This window comes from Nitratireductor sp. WH36-1, assembly GCF_058725515.1.
In genome coordinates this window covers 453,580-470,273 of record NZ_CM178970.1, presented here as the reverse complement: position 1 = coordinate 470,273, position 16,694 = coordinate 453,580, and the positions used below count along the sequence as shown (strand labels likewise).

Genomic DNA, 16,694 nt, shown 5'->3' with positions numbered 1-16,694 from the left:
ACTTTCCTTACGGAACAAGTCGTTCGGGAGGAATGGCATGCTGCAGACCCACACACCGCGGACCCTGAAAACCGCGGCGCAGAAATCGACACTCACAATCACCGACATCACGGCTAAGGCCGCGAAGCTGGACGCGTTCGACAATCACGAGGGCGTCTGGCACGGCCGCGATGAGGAACGCGGCCTGAACGCCATCGTGGCGATCCACAACACGGTGCTTGGCCCCGGGCTGGGCGGCACGCGCGTGTGGCCGCACGAAACCTTCGAGGCCGCCCTCACGGACGTTTTACGCCTCTCGCGCGGCATGACCTTCAAATCAGCCGTGGCGGGCATGGCGTTCGGCGGCGGCAAGGCGCTGATCATTGCCAATTCCAAGACCGACAAGACGCCGGCTCTTCTGGAAGCCTATGCCGAGATGCTGGCCGCACTGGAAGGCCAGTTCTTCACCGGCGAGGATGTGGGCTTCACGGTCGCCGATGCGGACTTCCTGCGCGCCCGCACCCCCAATGTGACGGGCACCACGGTGGGCGGCAGCGGCAACCCCTCGCCCGTGACGGCGCATGGCGTTTTCCTGGGCGTGAAAGCGGCGCTGAAGCATCGCGGCGTCGACACACTTGAGGGCGTGCATGTGGCCGTTCAGGGATTGGGCTCGGTCGGCTGGACGCTGTGCGAGAAACTGCATGCGGAAGGCGCGCGGCTTTCTGTGACCGACATCGACACGGCCCGCATGGAACAGGCGAAAGAGGCGTTCGGCGCAGAGCCTGTCGCGCTCGATGCGATCCTGCAGGTTGAGGCGGATGTGTTTGCGCCATGCGCGCTGGGCGGCGTGCTTTCGGCCAAAACGATCCCCCTGCTTGGGGCAAAGATCGTTGCGGGCGCGGCCAACAATCCGCTCGTGAACCATGAAGACGCCCGGCTTCTGATGGAGCGCGGCGTGCTCTATGCGCCCGACTATGTGATCAATGCCGGCGGGCTGATCAATGTGGCGGCAGAACTCGCGCCCGGCGGCTATGACCGCGAGGCGACCATGGCGAAAGTGGCGAAGATCCCCGAAACGCTGACCGACATTTTCGAGCGCGCGGAAGCGCAGAAGCGGCCAACCAATGACGTTGCGGCGGAGATTGCCTTTGAACGCATCGACGCCGCGCGGAACGACGCTGCGGGATAAGGCTCTGATCCAAGCTTGGACGACGGGCGGGGAACAACCCGCCCGCCCTGCCGGATGAGAATTACTTTATGCCGGTGAAGGCGGCGTCGCCCCAGACCTGCTGGACGCGCGCATCGCGGCCACAGCCCTTGCGATACCCTTTATAGGCATCCTTCTTCTTCACCAGTCCGAAGCGGGAGAGAATGCGCTCGTCGCTCTGATAGTAGTTCTGGTGATAGTCTTCCGCCGGCCAGAAAGTGGCCGCGCCAAGAACCGGCGTGACGACCGCGCCGCCAAGCGCCGCATTGGCCTCTTCCTTTGCCTTTTCGGCAGCGGCCTTCTGTTTATCGTTCAGCGCATAGACAGCGGTGGAATAGCTTTCGCCCCGGTCACAGAACTGGCCGCCGGCATCGGTGGGATCGACCGAGCGGAAGAAGATTTCCAGCAACCGGTCATAGCTGACCTTCGCATCGTCAAAATCGATCTTCACCACTTCACGGTGCCCGCCCGAGGCATAGTTGCGGTAGGTGGGGTTCTCGGTTCTGCCGCCGGCATAGCCGGACACCGTGTCGAGCACGCCCGGCACCTTGTCGAAATCCGCCTCGACACACCAGAAGCAGCCGCCGGCGAAAATGGCCGTCTGCTTTTCAGCCGATGCCGGCTGCGACACCGCCACCATGGCGGTGAAGGAAAAGGCAGCAGCCAAAAGGGAACGTCGCAACATGAAAGTCTCTCCTGTGTTCCCGCACAGAGCTACCGCGCCGGGCGACGAATTCAAATCAAGCCGCTACACGCTTGCGTGAGGTGACGGGACGGCGGGCCACCTTCCCGCAACGGCATGCCGCCATGGACACACAGGCTGCCGGGAGGCAGTATCGCGACCCGACGAACGCGCAGGCAGGAAGACGATGCTCGGCATTCTCAGAAACCAGACATATAGCCGGCTTTTCACCGCGCAGGTGATCGCCCTTCTGGGAACCGGGCTGATGACCGTGGCGCTGGGACTGCTCGCCTATGAGCTTGCCGGGGCGGATGCGGGCGCGGTGCTGGGAACGGCGCTGGCCATCAAGATGATTGCCTATGTGGGCGTTGCGCCGGTGGCGCAGGCGCTGTCGGACAATCTGCCCCGGCGCGCGCTGCTCGTGTCGCTGGATGTGTTTCGCGCGGCGGTGGCGCTCTCGCTGCCCTTCATCACCGAGGTCTGGCAGATCTATGTTCTGATCTTCCTGTTGCAGGTGGCCTCGGCAAGTTTCACGCCCACCTTTCAGGCGGTCATTCCCGACATTCTGCCGGACGAGGAGGAATACACCCGCGCCCTTTCGCTTTCGCGGCTGGCCTATGACCTGGAAAACCTGATCTCGCCGATGCTCGCAGCCGCACTCCTGACCGTGGTCAGCTTCCATTATCTGTTTGCAGGGACGGTGGCCGGCTTTCTGGTTTCGGCGGTTTTGATTCTCAGCATCACACTGCCCGCCGCCACGGCCAAAACGCGCCGCAGCTTTGCCGAACGCACGACACGGGGGATGCGGATCTATCTCGCCACACCCAGACTGCGCGGCCTGCTGGCGATCAGCCTTGCCGTGGCTGCGGCGGGCGCGATGGTGATCGTGAACACGGTGGTTATCGTGCAGGCGCGGTTCGGCCTGAGCGAGGTCGAAGTCGCGTGGGCTTTCGCAGCCTTTGGCAGCGGCTCAATGGTGGCCGCGCTGGCGCTGCCGCAATTGCTGGACCGGGTTGCAGACCGGCCCGTGATGATCGCGGGGGCGTTTATCCTGACCGTCGGCACCGCACTCGGAGCGGCGGTGAAGAACTATGCGGCCCTGCTGCCGCTCTGGCTGGTGATCGGCATCGGCTACAGCGCCGCGCAAACGCCCTCAGGCCGGCTGTTACGACGCTCGGCGCAGTCGGAAGACCGTCCGGCGATCTTTGCCGCACAGTTCGCTCTGTCGCATGCCTGCTGGCTTGTCTCATATCCGCTGGCGGGGCAGCTTGGCGCGCGCATCGGCCTTGAAGCCACCTTCCTAGTGATGGCCGCGATCGCGGCGGTCGCCATCGTGCTTGCCGTAAAATTCTGGCCGGCAGAGGAGGCAGCGGACATTCCGCATGAGCATCCGGAACTTGCGCCGGATCACCCGCATCTGCGCGAACACAGGACAGGCGGGAAGCACCGTCATGCCTATGTGATCGACGACCTGCACCCACGCTGGCCGAGCGCGGCCTGACAGGGGGCCGGGATTCCGAGAAGCGGAAACGAAAACGGGCCGGCAAAAGCCAGCCCGTCAATCTGATCTGAAAGCCTTTCACCCATACGGGCAAAGGCAACCCGGTTGGACGCGGAACACCGTTTTATGGAAACGCCGCTCCGCTCTCTCTGTTTGTCTTCGCAATTCCGGACGGAAAACCGGTCCCCGCTTTTCCTGGAATTGCGCTAGACGCGACGCTCCACCATCATCTTCTTGATGTTGGCGATGGCCTTGGCCGGGTTCAGGCCCTTCGGGCAGGCCTGCGTGCAGTTCATGATCGTGTGGCAACGATAGAGCCGGAAGGGATCTTCCAGATTGTCGAGGCGCTCGCCCGTCTTCTCGTCGCGCGAATCGATCAGCCAGCGATAGGCCTGAAGCAGCACGGCAGGGCCGAGATAGCGCTCGCCATTCCACCAGTAGCTCGGGCACGAGGTCTGGCAGCAGAAGCACAGGATGCACTCGTAAAGCCCGTCGAGCTTGGTGCGGTCCTCATGGCTCTGCTTCCATTCGGTCGCGGGCTCGGGCGTGACCGTCTGCAACCACGGCTCGATGGAGGAGAGCTGCGCGTAGGGCACGCTGAGATCCGGCACCAGATCCTTGACCACCGGCATGTGCGGCAGCGGGTAGATCTTGACCGCGTCCTGAGCAACCTCATCCATGCCCTTGGTGCAGGCAAGCGTGTTGGTGCCGTCAATGTTCATGGCGCAGGAGCCACAAATGCCCTCGCGGCAGGAACGGCGGAAGGTCAGCGTCGGATCGATCTTGTTCTTGATGTAGATCAGCCCGTCGAGGACCATCGGCCCGCAATCGTCCATGTCGACATAATAGGTGTCGACGCGGGGATTGGCTTCGTCGTCCGGCGACCAGCGGTAGATCTTGTACTCGCGCAGGTTGGTCGCGCCCTCGGGCTTCGGCCAGACCTTGCCCTCCTGGACACGGGAATTCTTGGGAAGGGTGATTTCGACCATGACTTCCTCGGCTCAGTAAACCCGCGCCTTGGGCGCGATTTTCTTGGGATCGATGCCGCCGTCTTCCGGCTTCAGCATCGGGTCGGTGTGAACGGGACGATAGTCCAGCGTCACCTTGCCGCTCTCATCGACCCAGGACAGGGTGTGCTTGCGCCAGTCCTCGTCGTTGCGGCCGCCCATCGGACCATCCTTGTAGTCCTCGCGGGCGTGTGCGCCACGGCTTTCCTTGCGCGCCTCGGCGCCGAAGACGGTGGTGATGGCGTTGGCCATCAGGTTTTCCAGCTCCAGCGCTTCCATGAGATCGGAGTTCCAGATCATCGAGCGGTCGGTGACCTTGATGTCGGGAAGCTCTTTCCAGACTGCAGTGATGCGCTCGCAGCCCTGCTCCAGCGATTCCTGGGTGCGGAACACGGCGGCGTCTTCCTGCATGGCGCGCTGCATCTTCTCGCGCAGCTCTGCCGTCGGCTGGGAGCCGTTGGCGTTACGCAGGCGGTCGAAGCGCTCCATGATCCTGTCGCAGGCGGCCTCGTTGAGCGCCGGAACCGGCGCATCGCGGTCGACAACCTCACCGGCGCGGATGGCGGCGGCGCGGCCGAACACGACCAGATCGATCAGCGAGTTGGAGCCGAGACGGTTTGCACCGTGCACGGAGGCGCAGGCGGCCTCGCCGACGGCCATCAGGCCCGGCGCGATCGCATCCGGATCGTCCTTCGTCGGGTTCAGCACCTCACCCCAGTAGTTGGTCGGGATGCCGCCCATATTGTAGTGGACGGTCGGCAGGACCGGGATCGGCTCGCGGGTCACATCGACGCCAGCGAAGATGCGGGCCGATTCGGCGATGCCGGGCAGACGCTCGTGAATGACCGCCGGGTCCAGGTGATCGAGATGCAGGTAGATGTGATCCTTGTTCTTGCCGACGCCGCGGCCTTCACGGATCTCGATGGTCATGCAGCGCGAAACCACGTCGCGGGAGGCGAGGTCTTTGGCCGACGGCGCATAACGCTCCATGAAGCGCTCGCCCTCGGAGTTGACCAGATAGCCGCCCTCGCCGCGCACACCCTCGGTGATGAGGCAGCCAGCGCCGTAAATGCCGGTCGGGTGGAACTGCACGAACTCCATGTCCTGCAGCGGCAGGCCGGCGCGGGCGACCATGCCGTTGCCGTCGCCCGTGCAGGTGTGGGCGGAGGTGCAGGAGAAGAAGGCGCGGCCATAACCGCCCGTCGCCAGAACCACCATCTTGGCGGAGAAGCGATGGATCGTGCCGTCTTCAAGGTTCCACGCCACGACGCCGGTGCAGACACCGTCGGTCATGATGAGATCGAGCGCGAAATACTCGATGAAGAACTCTGCGTGATTCTTGACGGACTGGCCGTAGAGCGTGTGCAGGATGGCGTGGCCGGTGCGGTCTGCCGCAGCACAGGTGCGCTGCACGGGCGGGCCGTCGCCGAAGTTCTGCATGTGGCCGCCGAACGGCCGCTGATAGATCTTGCCTTCCTCGGTGCGCGAGAAGGGCACGCCGTAATGCTCGAGCTCGTAAACGGCGGCGGGCGCCTCACGGGCGAGATATTCCATGGCGTCGACATCGCCGAGCCAGTCGGAACCCTTCACCGTGTCATAGAGGTGCCACTGCCAGTGGTCGGGGCCCATGTTCTTGAGCGACGCGGCGATGCCGCCCTGGGCGGCGACCGTGTGCGAGCGGGTCGGGAAGACCTTGGTGATACAGGCCGTCTTCAGCCCCTGCTCGGCCATGCCGAGCGTGGCGCGCAGACCTGCGCCGCCAGCGCCGACGACGACAACGTCGAACTTGTGGTCGACATAGGTGTAGGCGTCTGCCGCCTTTTTATCTGTTGCCTTTGCCATAACCGGGTTCAGCCTCCGAAGGCGATCTTGAGAAGGGCGAAGAGGGAGACGACGCCCAGAATGAGGGTGAAGAAGATGTTGCCGATCATCAGGGCGACCTTGCAGCCCTCTGCGTGGATGTAATCCTCGATGATGACCTGCATGCCGAGCTTCATGTGGTAGAGCACCGACAGGAGCGCGAACGCCAGAAGCACGGTGATGACCGGGTTGGCGATGGTCGCGCGGACCTCTTCATAGGATGCGCCATTGATGGCGATGACGAAGCCGATGAAGAAGATGACGAGCGGGACGTTGGCCACGGAGGTGAGGCGCTGACGCCAGAAGTGATCCGTGCCTTCCTTGGCGGAGCCGAGGCCGCGAACGCGGTTAAGCGGTGTGCGCATGTCGCTCATGATCAAAATCCTCCACGAACGGCGTAGCCGATGACCCACACGAGAATGGTGAGCACGATGGAAGCGGCGATGGTGGCCTTGGCCATTTTCGTCGCGGTGGCCTTTTCGAGGCCGCGGCCCGTGTCCCACACGAGATGGCGCAGACCGCCGATCAGGTGATGGATCATGGCCCAGGTGAAGCCGAACAGGACGATGCGGCCGAACCAGGAGCCGTAAATGCCGTTGACCAGGTCGAAGGTTTCCTTCGAACCGGCGGCGGCGGCCAGCCAGATGACGAAGAGCACCATGCCGAAATAAAGCGCGCCGCCGGTGATGCGGTGCACGATCGACATGACCATCGTCGGAATCGGGCGATAGATTTGCAGGTGCGGTGAAAGCGGCCTGGCTTTGACAGTTGTGGATTTGCTCATGGCTTCCCCAATTCGATACCGGCGCGGCGGGGTGGCTGTTGCGAGAGCGATATCGTATCCCGAACTCGCGCCCTGCGGCTGTGGCTTTCTAATGCGGTTTTTGCAGTGCGTCAAAGCCGCAACAGCGTTCCCTTCAACGAATATATCGCAGGTGTAACGCGTGGCGAGCGGCATTGCGCGGCTTCAAACGATTGAAGAGGATTTTTCGCGCGGCGACTCCCGAAATCAGCGGCGGCAGGTGATCGGCACCTTGCCGCTGACCATCCAGAGCGCCTCGCCGCCTTCAATCACGACGGCATAAAGCGACTCACCAAAACGAACGTGCTGGCCGGGCGGCGACGCCGGCAGCTCCAGCTCCAGCCCGCGCGGGCTGACGACGGAAATGCTCGAGCCCTTCGGGGTGATGCTCATCTGCATGCCGTCATCGCAGGTGAGCGTGACGGGACCGGTGAAGGCCGGCTTCGCGGCATCCGGCTTTTCAGGCGTTGCGGCGACACAGCCGGCGAGAATGCCCGCACAGCAAATGGCCACAAGCCCTGAAAGGCCGCGCTGGCGCAGCCGCATGAAGGTCGTTCCTGTAGATTTCATAATGCCTCTATTGCGCGTCCGAGCCGGGGGACCGATCCGCACCCTGGTCGAAACGAATGACATGCGTGGTCCAGTCGGCGGGGGCGGCCAGCGCCTCGTAGAGCTTGCGCCCTTCATCCGGCTGACGCGGCGCATTGAGCGCCAGACGGGCCCAGCCACGCTCTTCGGCCTGGTCGGCGATCACATCGACCAGCGCCTTGCCGATGCCCTTGCGGCGGTGATCGTGGTGCACGAACAGATGATCGACGAGGCCGTGACGCATGCCCGACACCGGGTCCGGCAGGTCGTAGAACAGCGCAAAGCCGACCAGCGCGCCATCAAGGCTCGCGCCAACGACTTCGACCGCGCGGTCCTGCAGAAGCGTCTCGGCGTAATATTCGTCGGGGCGGCGCGGCGCACCGCGCTTCAGCGACTGCGTGTAAGCCGCCAGAAGCGGCGCCAGAACATGCGCATCCTTGAGACGCAGCGGATTGATGTCGATCTGATGATTCTCGCCCATGGAGCACCCTTCCCCGAAATTAACCACGTCTGTCAATCGGCATGTTCGCGCTGCATGCTCGACGTGACAAAGGTTAAGAAAAGCTTAATGTATGAGGATCGAGGGGGCCACGAGGATTTAAGGAGCGATGGCGCATGCCTTTACGATCTTTATTCGTGGCCGCGGCCCTTGTGGCCGCAGCGACGACTGCGCCGGCGCTGGCCGGCAGTTTTGATGGCGCAGGCCAGGGCCGCGTCTATGCGGACGCCTATGGCAATCTGGTGATCGAGAGCCGCGCGGGTTTCAAGCGCATCATGGTCGGCAAGGGCTATATGGCCGGCGACTATCAGGCGCTCGACCTCGAAACACCGCGCGAGACAGCCTATCTGGAGCGCGACGGCGGCAAGCTCTATCTGCGCCGGGCAAACCCGTGCACCGAGGGCGTGCTGATCAAGGGCCGCAGCTACATGTATGGCCTGCCAGACGGCGTGTTGCCGGTTCTGGTCGCGCCCTGCCGCTGAACCATTAAAACCGGAACAGGCGAGCACGGGAGGCCCCATGAGCCGAGAGGCCGAAACCGCCCGCGCGCTGCGCGGCCATATCGACCAGATGCAGACCATGACCCGCTTCGTGCTGGCGACGCTGGCGCTGGCAAGCGGTGTCTACACCTATCTCGGCGTGCGCAGCCTGCTGGACGGCACCGCGACGCTCGTGTTTCTCGCCGCCGTCATCTATTCGGCGGCGGTTTCGGTCGGCATTTACGGGTTCTGGACCTATCTCATCCGCTTTCTGCCGGAAATGCGCGACGCGGGCTCGCGCATGGCGCTGTTCGGCGTGATGGCGTGGGCTGTTTGATGATCGTGGCCATGTCCTCCTGGCTGAACGCGGCCGCGCTGGCCGGCTCGGCTGCGGTGGAGCAGCATCTGGCGGAAACGCTGGAAGACTATACGGGCGATCTCGATCAGGCTCATTCCAATGCGCTGGGCGCGTTATCCCTGCTGCCCGACATTCAGCGCGCGGCGGAACGCTTCTCGCGCCTTGCCGAAGAGGAGCGCAATTCCGGCGCGCTGACCGGCACGTCGGGCTCGGGCAGCGTGGTGCAGCTTCTGACCCAGATGTCTGCGCAAATGCGCGAGCTGGAAAGCACGATCCAGAATTCACGCGAGACGGTGAGCGAGCAGTTTCAGCGCGGGCAGGAGCGGCTTGCGGAAATGCGCACGCTGGTTTCGGCCCCCGGCCCCATCCAGCCGCGCTCCGACCGTTTCGCGGAGGAAGCCGTGGCGCTGGCGGGCGTGATCGCCGCGCTGGAGCAGACCTCCATCGCGCCCTCCGTGGCGCGCGCGGCAGCGGATCTTTCCGCCGGCTTCATCGCGCCGGTTGCGGATGGCCGCTCAGGCGATCTGGCAGACCGTCAGGATGCGGTGATGGCGACGGTGCGCAGCTCGGTCGCCGCCCAGTCCAAGGCGTTGTCGGATGCGGCGGAGGAAATTCTCGCACAGCCGAAAGTGGCGGAACGCCGCTATGTGCCGCTTTCCTCGGCTGAAGCCGTGCTGCGCTACGCAGGCAGCTTCCTCCCGAGCTGGGCAGGCGCGATCTCCATCGACCTTTTGCCGGCTGTTCTGGTGGGCGTGCTTGCAGTGGTGTTCGCCTCGATCCGCCGGGGCGAGGCCGAGCTGACCCCGGCAGACCGGATCACGGCGGCGGACATGATGCGCTCGCTCGAGCTGCATGACGCGATCGTGGACCGCAAGGCTGCTGCGGAGACGCAGACACCGCCCGAACCGACAGAAGCGCAGCCTGCTCCGCCCGAGGCCGAGCCGCAGCCGGCGCGCAACATCACCCCGCTTTCCACACTCACCGACCGCAAACGGCAGGAACCATGAGCGACCATCTGGCTTCCCTCGACGAGAAACCGCAGCGCGGCCTTCTGATGCGCTATTTCAGCCGCTTCGATGACGGCAAGCTGATGCGCTGGGCCTTTGTGGGCGTTTTGATTGGCTCGGCAGCCGTGCTGGGCATGGATCTGCGCGAGATGGTGGACCGCAATGGCGGGCTATGGCCGGCGGAGAGCGCCGACCCGATGAAGCGCAGCGTGACGGTTCTTCCGCCGGCGGTGGAAACGCATGGCGCGCGCGAACAGTCGGCCGATCCGCGCCGGTTCGTGCGGACGGATCGCGATGCGCTGCGTGACCCGATCAGCTTCACGCTGAAGGCGGGCGGCGTGCTGGCCGCCAATGGCGCAATCGACCAGGGGGCGGCGGCGCGCTTTGAGAGCGAGCTGGAGGCGCGCGGCGAATATGTGACGCATGTGGCGCTCAATTCGCCCGGCGGTTCGCTTGAGGACGCGATGGCGATTTCCCGCCTGGTGCGGGAACGCAATCTGGCGACCAGTGTTGCCGATGGCGCGATCTGCGCCTCGTCATGCCCGCTCATTCTGGCCGGCGGCGTGGAGCGGCAGGCCGGAGACAGGGCCGCCATTGGCGTGCACCAGTTCTATGCAGCGGAAGAAATGAACAACCCGGCGCAGGCGATGGCCGATGCGCAGATCATCACGGCCCGGATCTCCCGCCATCTGGACGAGATGGGCGTTGACCCGGCGCTCTGGCTGCACGCGCTCGATACGCCACCGCGCGCGCTCTACTATCTGACGCCCGAGCAGATGAAGGATTATCGCCTCGTCACCGGCCCGCTGAAACTGGCGCGGAACTAGAGCAAGTCCAGCAAAAGCGGGAACGCTCTGGCCGGATGACAGCGTCCTTCTACCCGCCGGAGGGAAGAAGGTCCCGGCAGGGGCCGGCAAGGGGGGATGAGGGGCTGGCGCGGCGCATGAGAACCTCGCCGTATTGTGCATTCACAGAACCTGGCGCTCGCCCCTCATCCTCACCTTCTCCCCGCTCGCGGGGAGAAGGGGGCGTTGAAGGCGGTGCCTCGATAGAGCCCCCTTCAACAGAAACGGGCGTGAACCCGGAGGTCACGCCCGCTGCACGGTCTAAAGCCTGTCTTCTCAGCCTTCCTCGGGCGCAGGCTGATATTCGAGCAGGTCGCCCGGCTGACAATCGAGCGCCTGACAGATTTTTTCCAGCGTCTCGAAGCGCACACCGCGCACCTTGCCGGACTTGAGCAGGGACACATTCTGCTCCGTAATGCCGATCATCTCGGCGAGTTCCTTGGAGCGCATCTTGCGGCGCGCCAGCATGACATCCAGATTGACGACTATCGGCATGGCGATCACACGAAGTCGCGCTGTTCGGCGCGGACATCGGCCGCAACGGCCATGAGCCGGCCCGTCATGTACATGATGCAGGCAATGAGAAGCGTCAGCAGCTCCGAACTGCCGAAACCAAGTGTCAGCATCTTTTCTCCGGGCGGATTGCCCATGGTGAGCGCCAGGATCATCAGCATGCGCAGGAGAATGCCGCCGGCGGCCAAGGCGACAAAGGCCGTGCTGGCGCGCCCCATCCAGTGCGCGGATTCGCCCGAAAGGGGCTCTTCGGCAGAAAACGCACCGAACATGCGCCAGACGCTATAGAGCGCGGCAAACAGAAGACCAAGCTGGATGGCAATCAGCGCTGCGGTGATGGCAACCGCAGACGAGGTGAACACAAGCGGGCCTGACAGGTCGAGCTTCTCCCGCACCTGTTCCTCAAAGAACACTGCGTCGTTCAGCGACGCGAAGAAGAACACCGCCACCGCAAGGGCGATCAAAGCCCCGCACACCAGAACAATGCCCTGCATCAGCCGGCTGAGCCGCCGCAGGCGCGTCACGTCTTGCATACCAATCTCCGTTTGATTGAATTAATTAATGTATTACGATAATTAATTATCTCGATTCGTTTCTCATGAAAAGGGCCATACCGATGTTTTTTCGCAAACGCACCGTGACAAGCCTTGCCGGCATCTTCTGCGCTGCCGCGCTTTCCGCCTGTGTTTCGGGCAATCCCCGTACGCTTTACGAACTGTCAAAGTTCGATCCGCTCAGCGCCGACCCGGCAGGCATCGCCGTGGCGGTCAAAACGGACAGGACGCTTCATCTGAGGCAGGGAGACGTGATGGTGCGCATGGCGCTCGCGAGCGAGGACAAGAACAGGGCTTTCGATGAACGCTTCGTGCTGACGGTGATCGAAGACAAGGAGCCTGCGGGCTTCGGTCAGGCGTTGAAGCCCAATGAGCATGTCCTCTCCGCCGCCATCGCGGCAGAAGACCGGCAGCGCTTCAGGGCTGCACAGGCCAGAGCCCGCGCGGCGCGGGCCGAAGATGCAACGGAAGGCAAGGGCTCGATCAGCGTCTCGATCAATGGCGGCTGCACAAGCAGCCCGCTGGACCTGAAGGAAACAACGGTGCGCAGCTATATGCGCACACAGGCAGGCGGGCGCTTCTTTCCGCTGACGGGAGAGATGAAAATCACAGAAGTTCTGGGAAATAAAAAATCGTCAACGATTCGAATCCCCTCCTGCGAAATAAAATTATCGAAATAAAAAACAAAACAATCCTCTGAAGAATAAAATTATTCCTACAACCAAGGATTTAAAAAGCGAAGTTTAAATCGATACAATTCACTGAATGAAAAAACATTACGTCGCGTTATGTTTTCTGGAGCAATAAATTGAAGTTGTTTGTCGAGCGGGCTCGTCCTAGGAGAGGAACATGCTGCCTTTCCCAGGCAGATTGATGTTCAACCCGCTGGCAGGACACCTTCCCATGACTGACATTCCCGGTCTGCCCAGCCGCAGAAGCTTTCTCAAAGGCTCTGCAGCTGGCGTGGCCCTTTCCGCGCTCGCGACCAGTGCAAGCGCCGAGAAGGCCGAAGCCCCGGTTTCCCTCGAAGACTACAAGCGTGAATTTCTGAACGACGCCGAATGGGCGTTCGTGATGGCCGCGACCGCGCGGCTCATCCCGTCCGAAGGCGACGGTCCCGGCGCGATCGAGGCGCGCGTTCCCGTGTTCATCGACCGCCAGCTCGCAGGCGACTATGGCAGCGCCGAAGACTGGTACATGGAAGGCCCGCACGATGCGTCCGCTTCGCCTCAACTGGGCTGGCAGACGCCGCTGACGCCTGCCGAAGTCTACCGTCAGGCCATTCCAGCCTTCGACGCCTGGTGCTCAAAAACCCATGGCGACGTCTTCGCCGGGCTTGAAGCCAGCCAGCAGGACGAGGCGCTGACTGCGCTGCAGAACGGCGATGTGGAACTGCAGCCGGAGGTGCGCGACTTCTTCTCCATTCTGCTTGCCAACACGAAGGAAGGCTATTTCGCCGACCCGATGTATGGCGGCAATCACGGCATGCAGTCGTGGGTCTATATCGGCTTTCCCGGCGCGCGCGCCGCATTCCGCGAATGGCCCGAGCGCCACAACATCAGATATCCGCTCGGACCGGTTTCCATCAGCGGCGAGAGGGCTTGATCATGGCGCGTCAGGAAAAGAAGAAAGACGTCGTCATCGTCGGCCTGGGCTGGACCGGCGCCATTGCCGGCATCGAGCTGGCGCAGGACGGCCTTGAGATCGTCGCGCTGGAGCGCGGCCCGGACCAGTCGACCGTGCCGAACTTCAAGTATCCCAACCAGATTGATGAGCTGAAATACGGCGTGCGTCTGAAAATGATGCAGAAGCTGAGCCAGCAGACGGTGACGGTGCGTCGCAATGAAGACGAGACCGCCCGCCCCTACCGCAAGCTCGGCTCCTTCCTGCCGGGCAATGGCGTTGGCGGCGCAGGCACCCACTGGAACGGCCTCAACTGGCGTCCGATGCCGGAAGAGCTGAAGCTGAAATCCTACGTCATCGAAAACTGGGGCGAGGATATCATTGCCGAAGACATGACCATCGGCGACTACCCGGTGAGCTATGACGAACTCGAGCCGTATTTCACGCAGTTCGAGAAAGTGGCGGGCATTTCCGGCTATGCGGGCAATCTCAACGGCGAGATCCGCGAAGGCGGCAACCCGTTTGAGGGCTGGCGCTCCGAGGACTTCCCGATGCCGCCGCTGCCGCGCACATGGGACAGCCAGAAGTTCCACGATGCCTGTATCGCGTCGGGCTACCATCCCTTCCCTGCGCCGGCGGGCATCGCCTCCACCGCCTATGTGAACCCCTATGGCATGCAGATGGGGCCGTGCAATTTCTGCGGCTTCTGCGAGCGCTATGGCTGTTACCAGTATTCGAAATCCTCGCCGCAGACGACGATCCTCGATGCGCTGAAGCGCAAGCCGAACTTCTCCTACCGCACCCATTGCGAAGTGCTGCGGGTGGAAATGGCCGAAGACGGCAAGACGGCGACGGGCGTGACCTATTTCGATGAGGAAGCGCAGGAAGAGGTGTTCCAGCCGGCGGATCTGGTGATCCTGTCGAGCTATCAGCTGAACAATGTGCACCTGATGCTCGTCTCCGGCATCGGCGAACCCTATGACCCGGCCACGGGCAAGGGCGTTACCGGCAAGAACTATGCCTACCAGATGAATGGCGGCATCTCGATGTTCTTCGAGGACGACAATTTCAACCCGTTCGTCGGGCATGGCGCCAACGGCACCTGCATCGACGATTTCGCGATCAACCAGATCGATTTCGGCGAAGAAGGCTTCATTGGCGGCGCTTACTGGCGCTCGGGCACGTTCAACGGCCAGCCGATCCGCAACATGCCGCTGCCCAAGGGCACGCCCGCATGGGGCGCAGGCTGGAAAGAGGGCATCGGGCGCTGGTACGGCCACGCCATGTCGATCGGCTCGCACGGCTCGAACCTTGCCTATGCGAACAACTATCTCGACCTCGATCCGAACTATACGGACCGTCATGGCCGTCCGCTGATGCGCATGACCTTCGACTGGCACGACAATGATCTGCGCATGAACCAGTTCATGAAGAGCAAAATGGAGCCGCTCGCCAAATCCATGAACCCGGACATCATGCAGGTCGGCTTCAAGGGACCGGGCGCGCATTATGACGTGCGCCCCTACCAGACGACGCACAACACCGGCGGCCACATCATGTCGGAAACCCCGCAGGAAGGTGTCGTCAACCGCTACTGCCAAGCCTGGGACAAGCACAATGTCTTCGTCATGGGCGCAGGCAATTTCGTGCAGAACACGCAGTACAACCCGACGGGCCTGCTCGGCGGCCTGGCCTATTGGACGGTTCAGGCGATCCGCACCCAGTATCTGCCCAATCCGCGTCCGCTGGTCTGAGGAGCATACAGATGAAAACCTTTCTCAGAATCCTCGCCGGGCTCGTTGTGGTGGGCGTCATCGCCCTTCTGGCATTCGTGTTCGTTCCGGTGAAACGCTCCGCCCCCACCCAGAACCTGACGGCCGACTGGCAGCCGGAAGAGGGCCAGGGCCAGTATGTGATGTATGCGGGCGACTGCGTGGCCTGCCACACGGCGGAAGGCGGCGAACCGCTGGCCGGCGGCCGCCCCATCGAAAGCCCCATGGGCACGATCTGGTCCACCAACATCACGCCCGATCCGAAGACCGGTATCGGCGGCTGGTCGCTTGACGATTTCCGCGCGGCCATGGTCGACGGCCTGATGCCGGACGGCACGCATCTCTATCCGGCCATGCCGTATGAGAACTTCCGCTTCATGAGCGAGGCGGACATCCGCGCGCTGTACGACTATCTCATGAACGGTGTGGAGCCGGTGGAGAACCGGGTGCAGGCGACGCAACTCGCCTTCCCGTTCAACCAGCGCTGGGGCCTGCGCGCCTGGAACTGGATGGCGCTCTCGCATGAGGCCGGGTTCAAGCCGCTGGGCGCATCGGAGATGCAGGATCGCGGGCAGTATCTGGTGGAGGGTGCGGGCCATTGCGCCGCCTGCCACAGCCCGCGCAACGAGCTGATGATGCAGGACGGTGTGACGGCGAGCCAGAAGACGTTTCTCGCCGGTGGCGTGATCGACGGCTGGGAAGCGCCGGCGCTTTATGGTCCCAATTCGACCATTGCGGGCTGGAGCGTTGAAGAGACGGCAAACTATCTGGCCACCGGCCGCAACGCGCATTCTGCCGCCAATGGCGAAATGGCGCTGGTGGTGGAGCATTCGCTCCAGCATCTGACCGACGCGGACAATCTCGCCATCGCCGCCTTCCTTAAGGGCAAGGATGCGGAGACCACCGAGGTGGCCGGCGTGATGAAGGCGATGCCGCAGCCGGAAGCGGATGCGGCAGGTGAAGAAACCGCAGCCATGCTGACGGAAGCCAGCCCCGACATGCCGCTCGGACCGCGCCTCTATCTCGACAATTGCTCGGGCTGTCACTTCGTGACCGGCAAGGGCGCGCCGGAGATCTTCCCGGAGCTCGAGAACAACCCGATGGTGGTGAGCGCCGAGGTTGGCCCGCTGATCTCCGTCATTCTGAATGGCGCAGAGGTTCCCTCGACCGAGAAGCGGCCAATGAAGCTCGTGATGCAGGGCTATGCAGAGCGTCTGGACGACGCGGAGGTTGCCGAACTCGTCAACTTCCTGCGCTCCTCCTGGGGCAATGACGCAGCCGCCATCTCGGCGGAGGACGTGGCCAAGGTTCGCGCGGCGCAGTCGACGCACTAGAGCAATTCCAGGAAAAGTGGGAACCGGTTTTCCGTCCGGAATTGCACGAAAACAATGAATTAGAGCGTTTTCAAGACTCAGCGA

Annotated in this window: 17 protein-coding genes and 1 pseudogene; 9 read left to right on the top strand and 9 right to left on the bottom strand. The window is 63.0% G+C overall.

What is annotated here, in order from left to right:
• The first annotated feature begins 37 nt into the window (after positions 1-37).
• Entirely contained in the window at positions 38-1,168 is a 1,131-nt protein-coding gene (locus AC4PTT_RS02310) for a Glu/Leu/Phe/Val family dehydrogenase (protein ID WP_492162030.1), read from the top strand.
• A gap of 61 nt (positions 1,169-1,229) precedes the next feature.
• Here AC4PTT_RS02310 and msrA read toward each other — a convergent pair whose 3' ends face one another.
• Entirely contained in the window at positions 1,230-1,871 is a 642-nt protein-coding gene (msrA, locus tag AC4PTT_RS02305; RefSeq protein WP_394374062.1) for a peptide-methionine (S)-S-oxide reductase MsrA, read from the bottom strand.
• A 184-nt stretch (positions 1,872-2,055) separates the two neighbouring features.
• On the opposite strand from msrA, the gene AC4PTT_RS02300 reads away from it, so the two are divergent.
• A complete protein-coding gene (locus AC4PTT_RS02300; protein WP_492162029.1) occupies positions 2,056-3,369 on the top strand; it encodes an MFS transporter in 1,314 nt (437 codons plus the stop codon).
• Between the two features lie 206 nt (positions 3,370-3,575).
• On the opposite strand, the gene AC4PTT_RS02295 is transcribed toward AC4PTT_RS02300, so the two are convergent.
• The 6 genes from AC4PTT_RS02295 to AC4PTT_RS02270 form a co-directional block, all read right to left on the bottom strand.
• Positions 3,576-4,358 carry a succinate dehydrogenase iron-sulfur subunit gene (locus AC4PTT_RS02295; RefSeq protein WP_113153467.1) on the bottom strand — a complete coding sequence of 261 codons (783 nt, stop codon included), beginning with the start codon at positions 4,356-4,358 and terminating at the stop codon, positions 3,576-3,578.
• A gap of 12 nt (positions 4,359-4,370) precedes the next feature.
• Positions 4,371-6,218: a succinate dehydrogenase flavoprotein subunit gene (sdhA, locus tag AC4PTT_RS02290; RefSeq protein WP_113153468.1), complete on the bottom strand. Its 1,848-nt coding sequence runs from the start codon at positions 6,216-6,218 to the stop codon at positions 4,371-4,373.
• Positions 6,219-6,226: 8 nt separating this feature from the next.
• Complete coding sequence (gene sdhD, locus AC4PTT_RS02285) at positions 6,227-6,610, bottom strand: succinate dehydrogenase, hydrophobic membrane anchor protein (protein ID WP_113153469.1); 384 nt, start codon at positions 6,608-6,610, stop codon at positions 6,227-6,229.
• 2 nt (positions 6,611-6,612) lie between these two features.
• Positions 6,613-7,020, bottom strand: a complete 408-nt coding sequence (gene sdhC / locus AC4PTT_RS02280) for a succinate dehydrogenase, cytochrome b556 subunit (RefSeq protein ID WP_113153470.1) — start codon at positions 7,018-7,020, stop codon at positions 6,613-6,615.
• Positions 7,021-7,245: 225 nt separating this feature from the next.
• Complete coding sequence (locus AC4PTT_RS02275; protein WP_113153471.1) at positions 7,246-7,608, bottom strand: hypothetical protein; 363 nt, start codon at positions 7,606-7,608, stop codon at positions 7,246-7,248.
• Positions 7,609-7,615: 7 nt separating this feature from the next.
• Entirely contained in the window at positions 7,616-8,107 is a 492-nt protein-coding gene (locus AC4PTT_RS02270; protein ID WP_113153472.1) for a GNAT family N-acetyltransferase, read from the bottom strand.
• 134 nt (positions 8,108-8,241) lie between these two features.
• Between AC4PTT_RS02270 and AC4PTT_RS02265 the strand changes: the two genes are divergently transcribed.
• From AC4PTT_RS02265 to AC4PTT_RS02255, 3 genes and pseudogenes are all read left to right on the top strand, one after another.
• Positions 8,242-8,607: a hypothetical protein gene (locus tag AC4PTT_RS02265; protein ID WP_283800565.1), complete on the top strand. Its 366-nt coding sequence runs from the start codon at positions 8,242-8,244 to the stop codon at positions 8,605-8,607.
• Between the two features lie 37 nt (positions 8,608-8,644).
• Positions 8,645-9,969, top strand: a pseudogene (locus tag AC4PTT_RS02260) (hypothetical protein).
• Positions 9,970-10,016: 47 nt separating this feature from the next.
• A complete protein-coding gene (locus AC4PTT_RS02255; protein ID WP_412033264.1) occupies positions 10,017-10,796 on the top strand; it encodes a COG3904 family protein in 780 nt (259 codons plus the stop codon).
• A gap of 294 nt (positions 10,797-11,090) precedes the next feature.
• Here the strand turns inward: AC4PTT_RS02255 and AC4PTT_RS02250 are convergent, their stop codons facing one another.
• Together AC4PTT_RS02250 and AC4PTT_RS02245 are read right to left on the bottom strand one after the other, a co-directional pair.
• Entirely contained in the window at positions 11,091-11,309 is a 219-nt protein-coding gene (locus AC4PTT_RS02250) for a helix-turn-helix domain-containing protein (RefSeq protein ID WP_206553241.1), read from the bottom strand.
• A 5-nt stretch (positions 11,310-11,314) separates the two neighbouring features.
• On the bottom strand, positions 11,315-11,860 hold the full coding sequence (locus AC4PTT_RS02245; RefSeq protein WP_297563361.1) for a DUF2975 domain-containing protein: 546 nt from the start codon (positions 11,858-11,860) through the stop codon (positions 11,315-11,317).
• Between the two features lie 83 nt (positions 11,861-11,943).
• Between AC4PTT_RS02245 and AC4PTT_RS02240 the strand changes: the two genes are divergently transcribed.
• From AC4PTT_RS02240 to AC4PTT_RS02225, 4 genes are all read left to right on the top strand, one after another.
• Entirely contained in the window at positions 11,944-12,561 is a 618-nt protein-coding gene (locus tag AC4PTT_RS02240; protein ID WP_492162028.1) for a hypothetical protein, read from the top strand.
• A 223-nt stretch (positions 12,562-12,784) separates the two neighbouring features.
• Positions 12,785-13,486 (top strand): gluconate 2-dehydrogenase subunit 3 family protein, encoded by a 702-nt coding sequence (locus AC4PTT_RS02235; RefSeq protein WP_206548013.1) that lies wholly within the window; start codon positions 12,785-12,787, stop codon positions 13,484-13,486.
• A 2-nt stretch (positions 13,487-13,488) separates the two neighbouring features.
• A complete protein-coding gene (locus tag AC4PTT_RS02230) occupies positions 13,489-15,258 on the top strand; it encodes a GMC family oxidoreductase (RefSeq protein WP_113153478.1) in 1,770 nt (589 codons plus the stop codon).
• 11 nt (positions 15,259-15,269) lie between these two features.
• Positions 15,270-16,610, top strand: coding sequence for a cytochrome c (locus AC4PTT_RS02225; RefSeq protein ID WP_492162027.1), 1,341 nt, complete (start codon positions 15,270-15,272; stop codon positions 16,608-16,610).
• Positions 16,611-16,694: the final 84 nt, after the last annotated feature.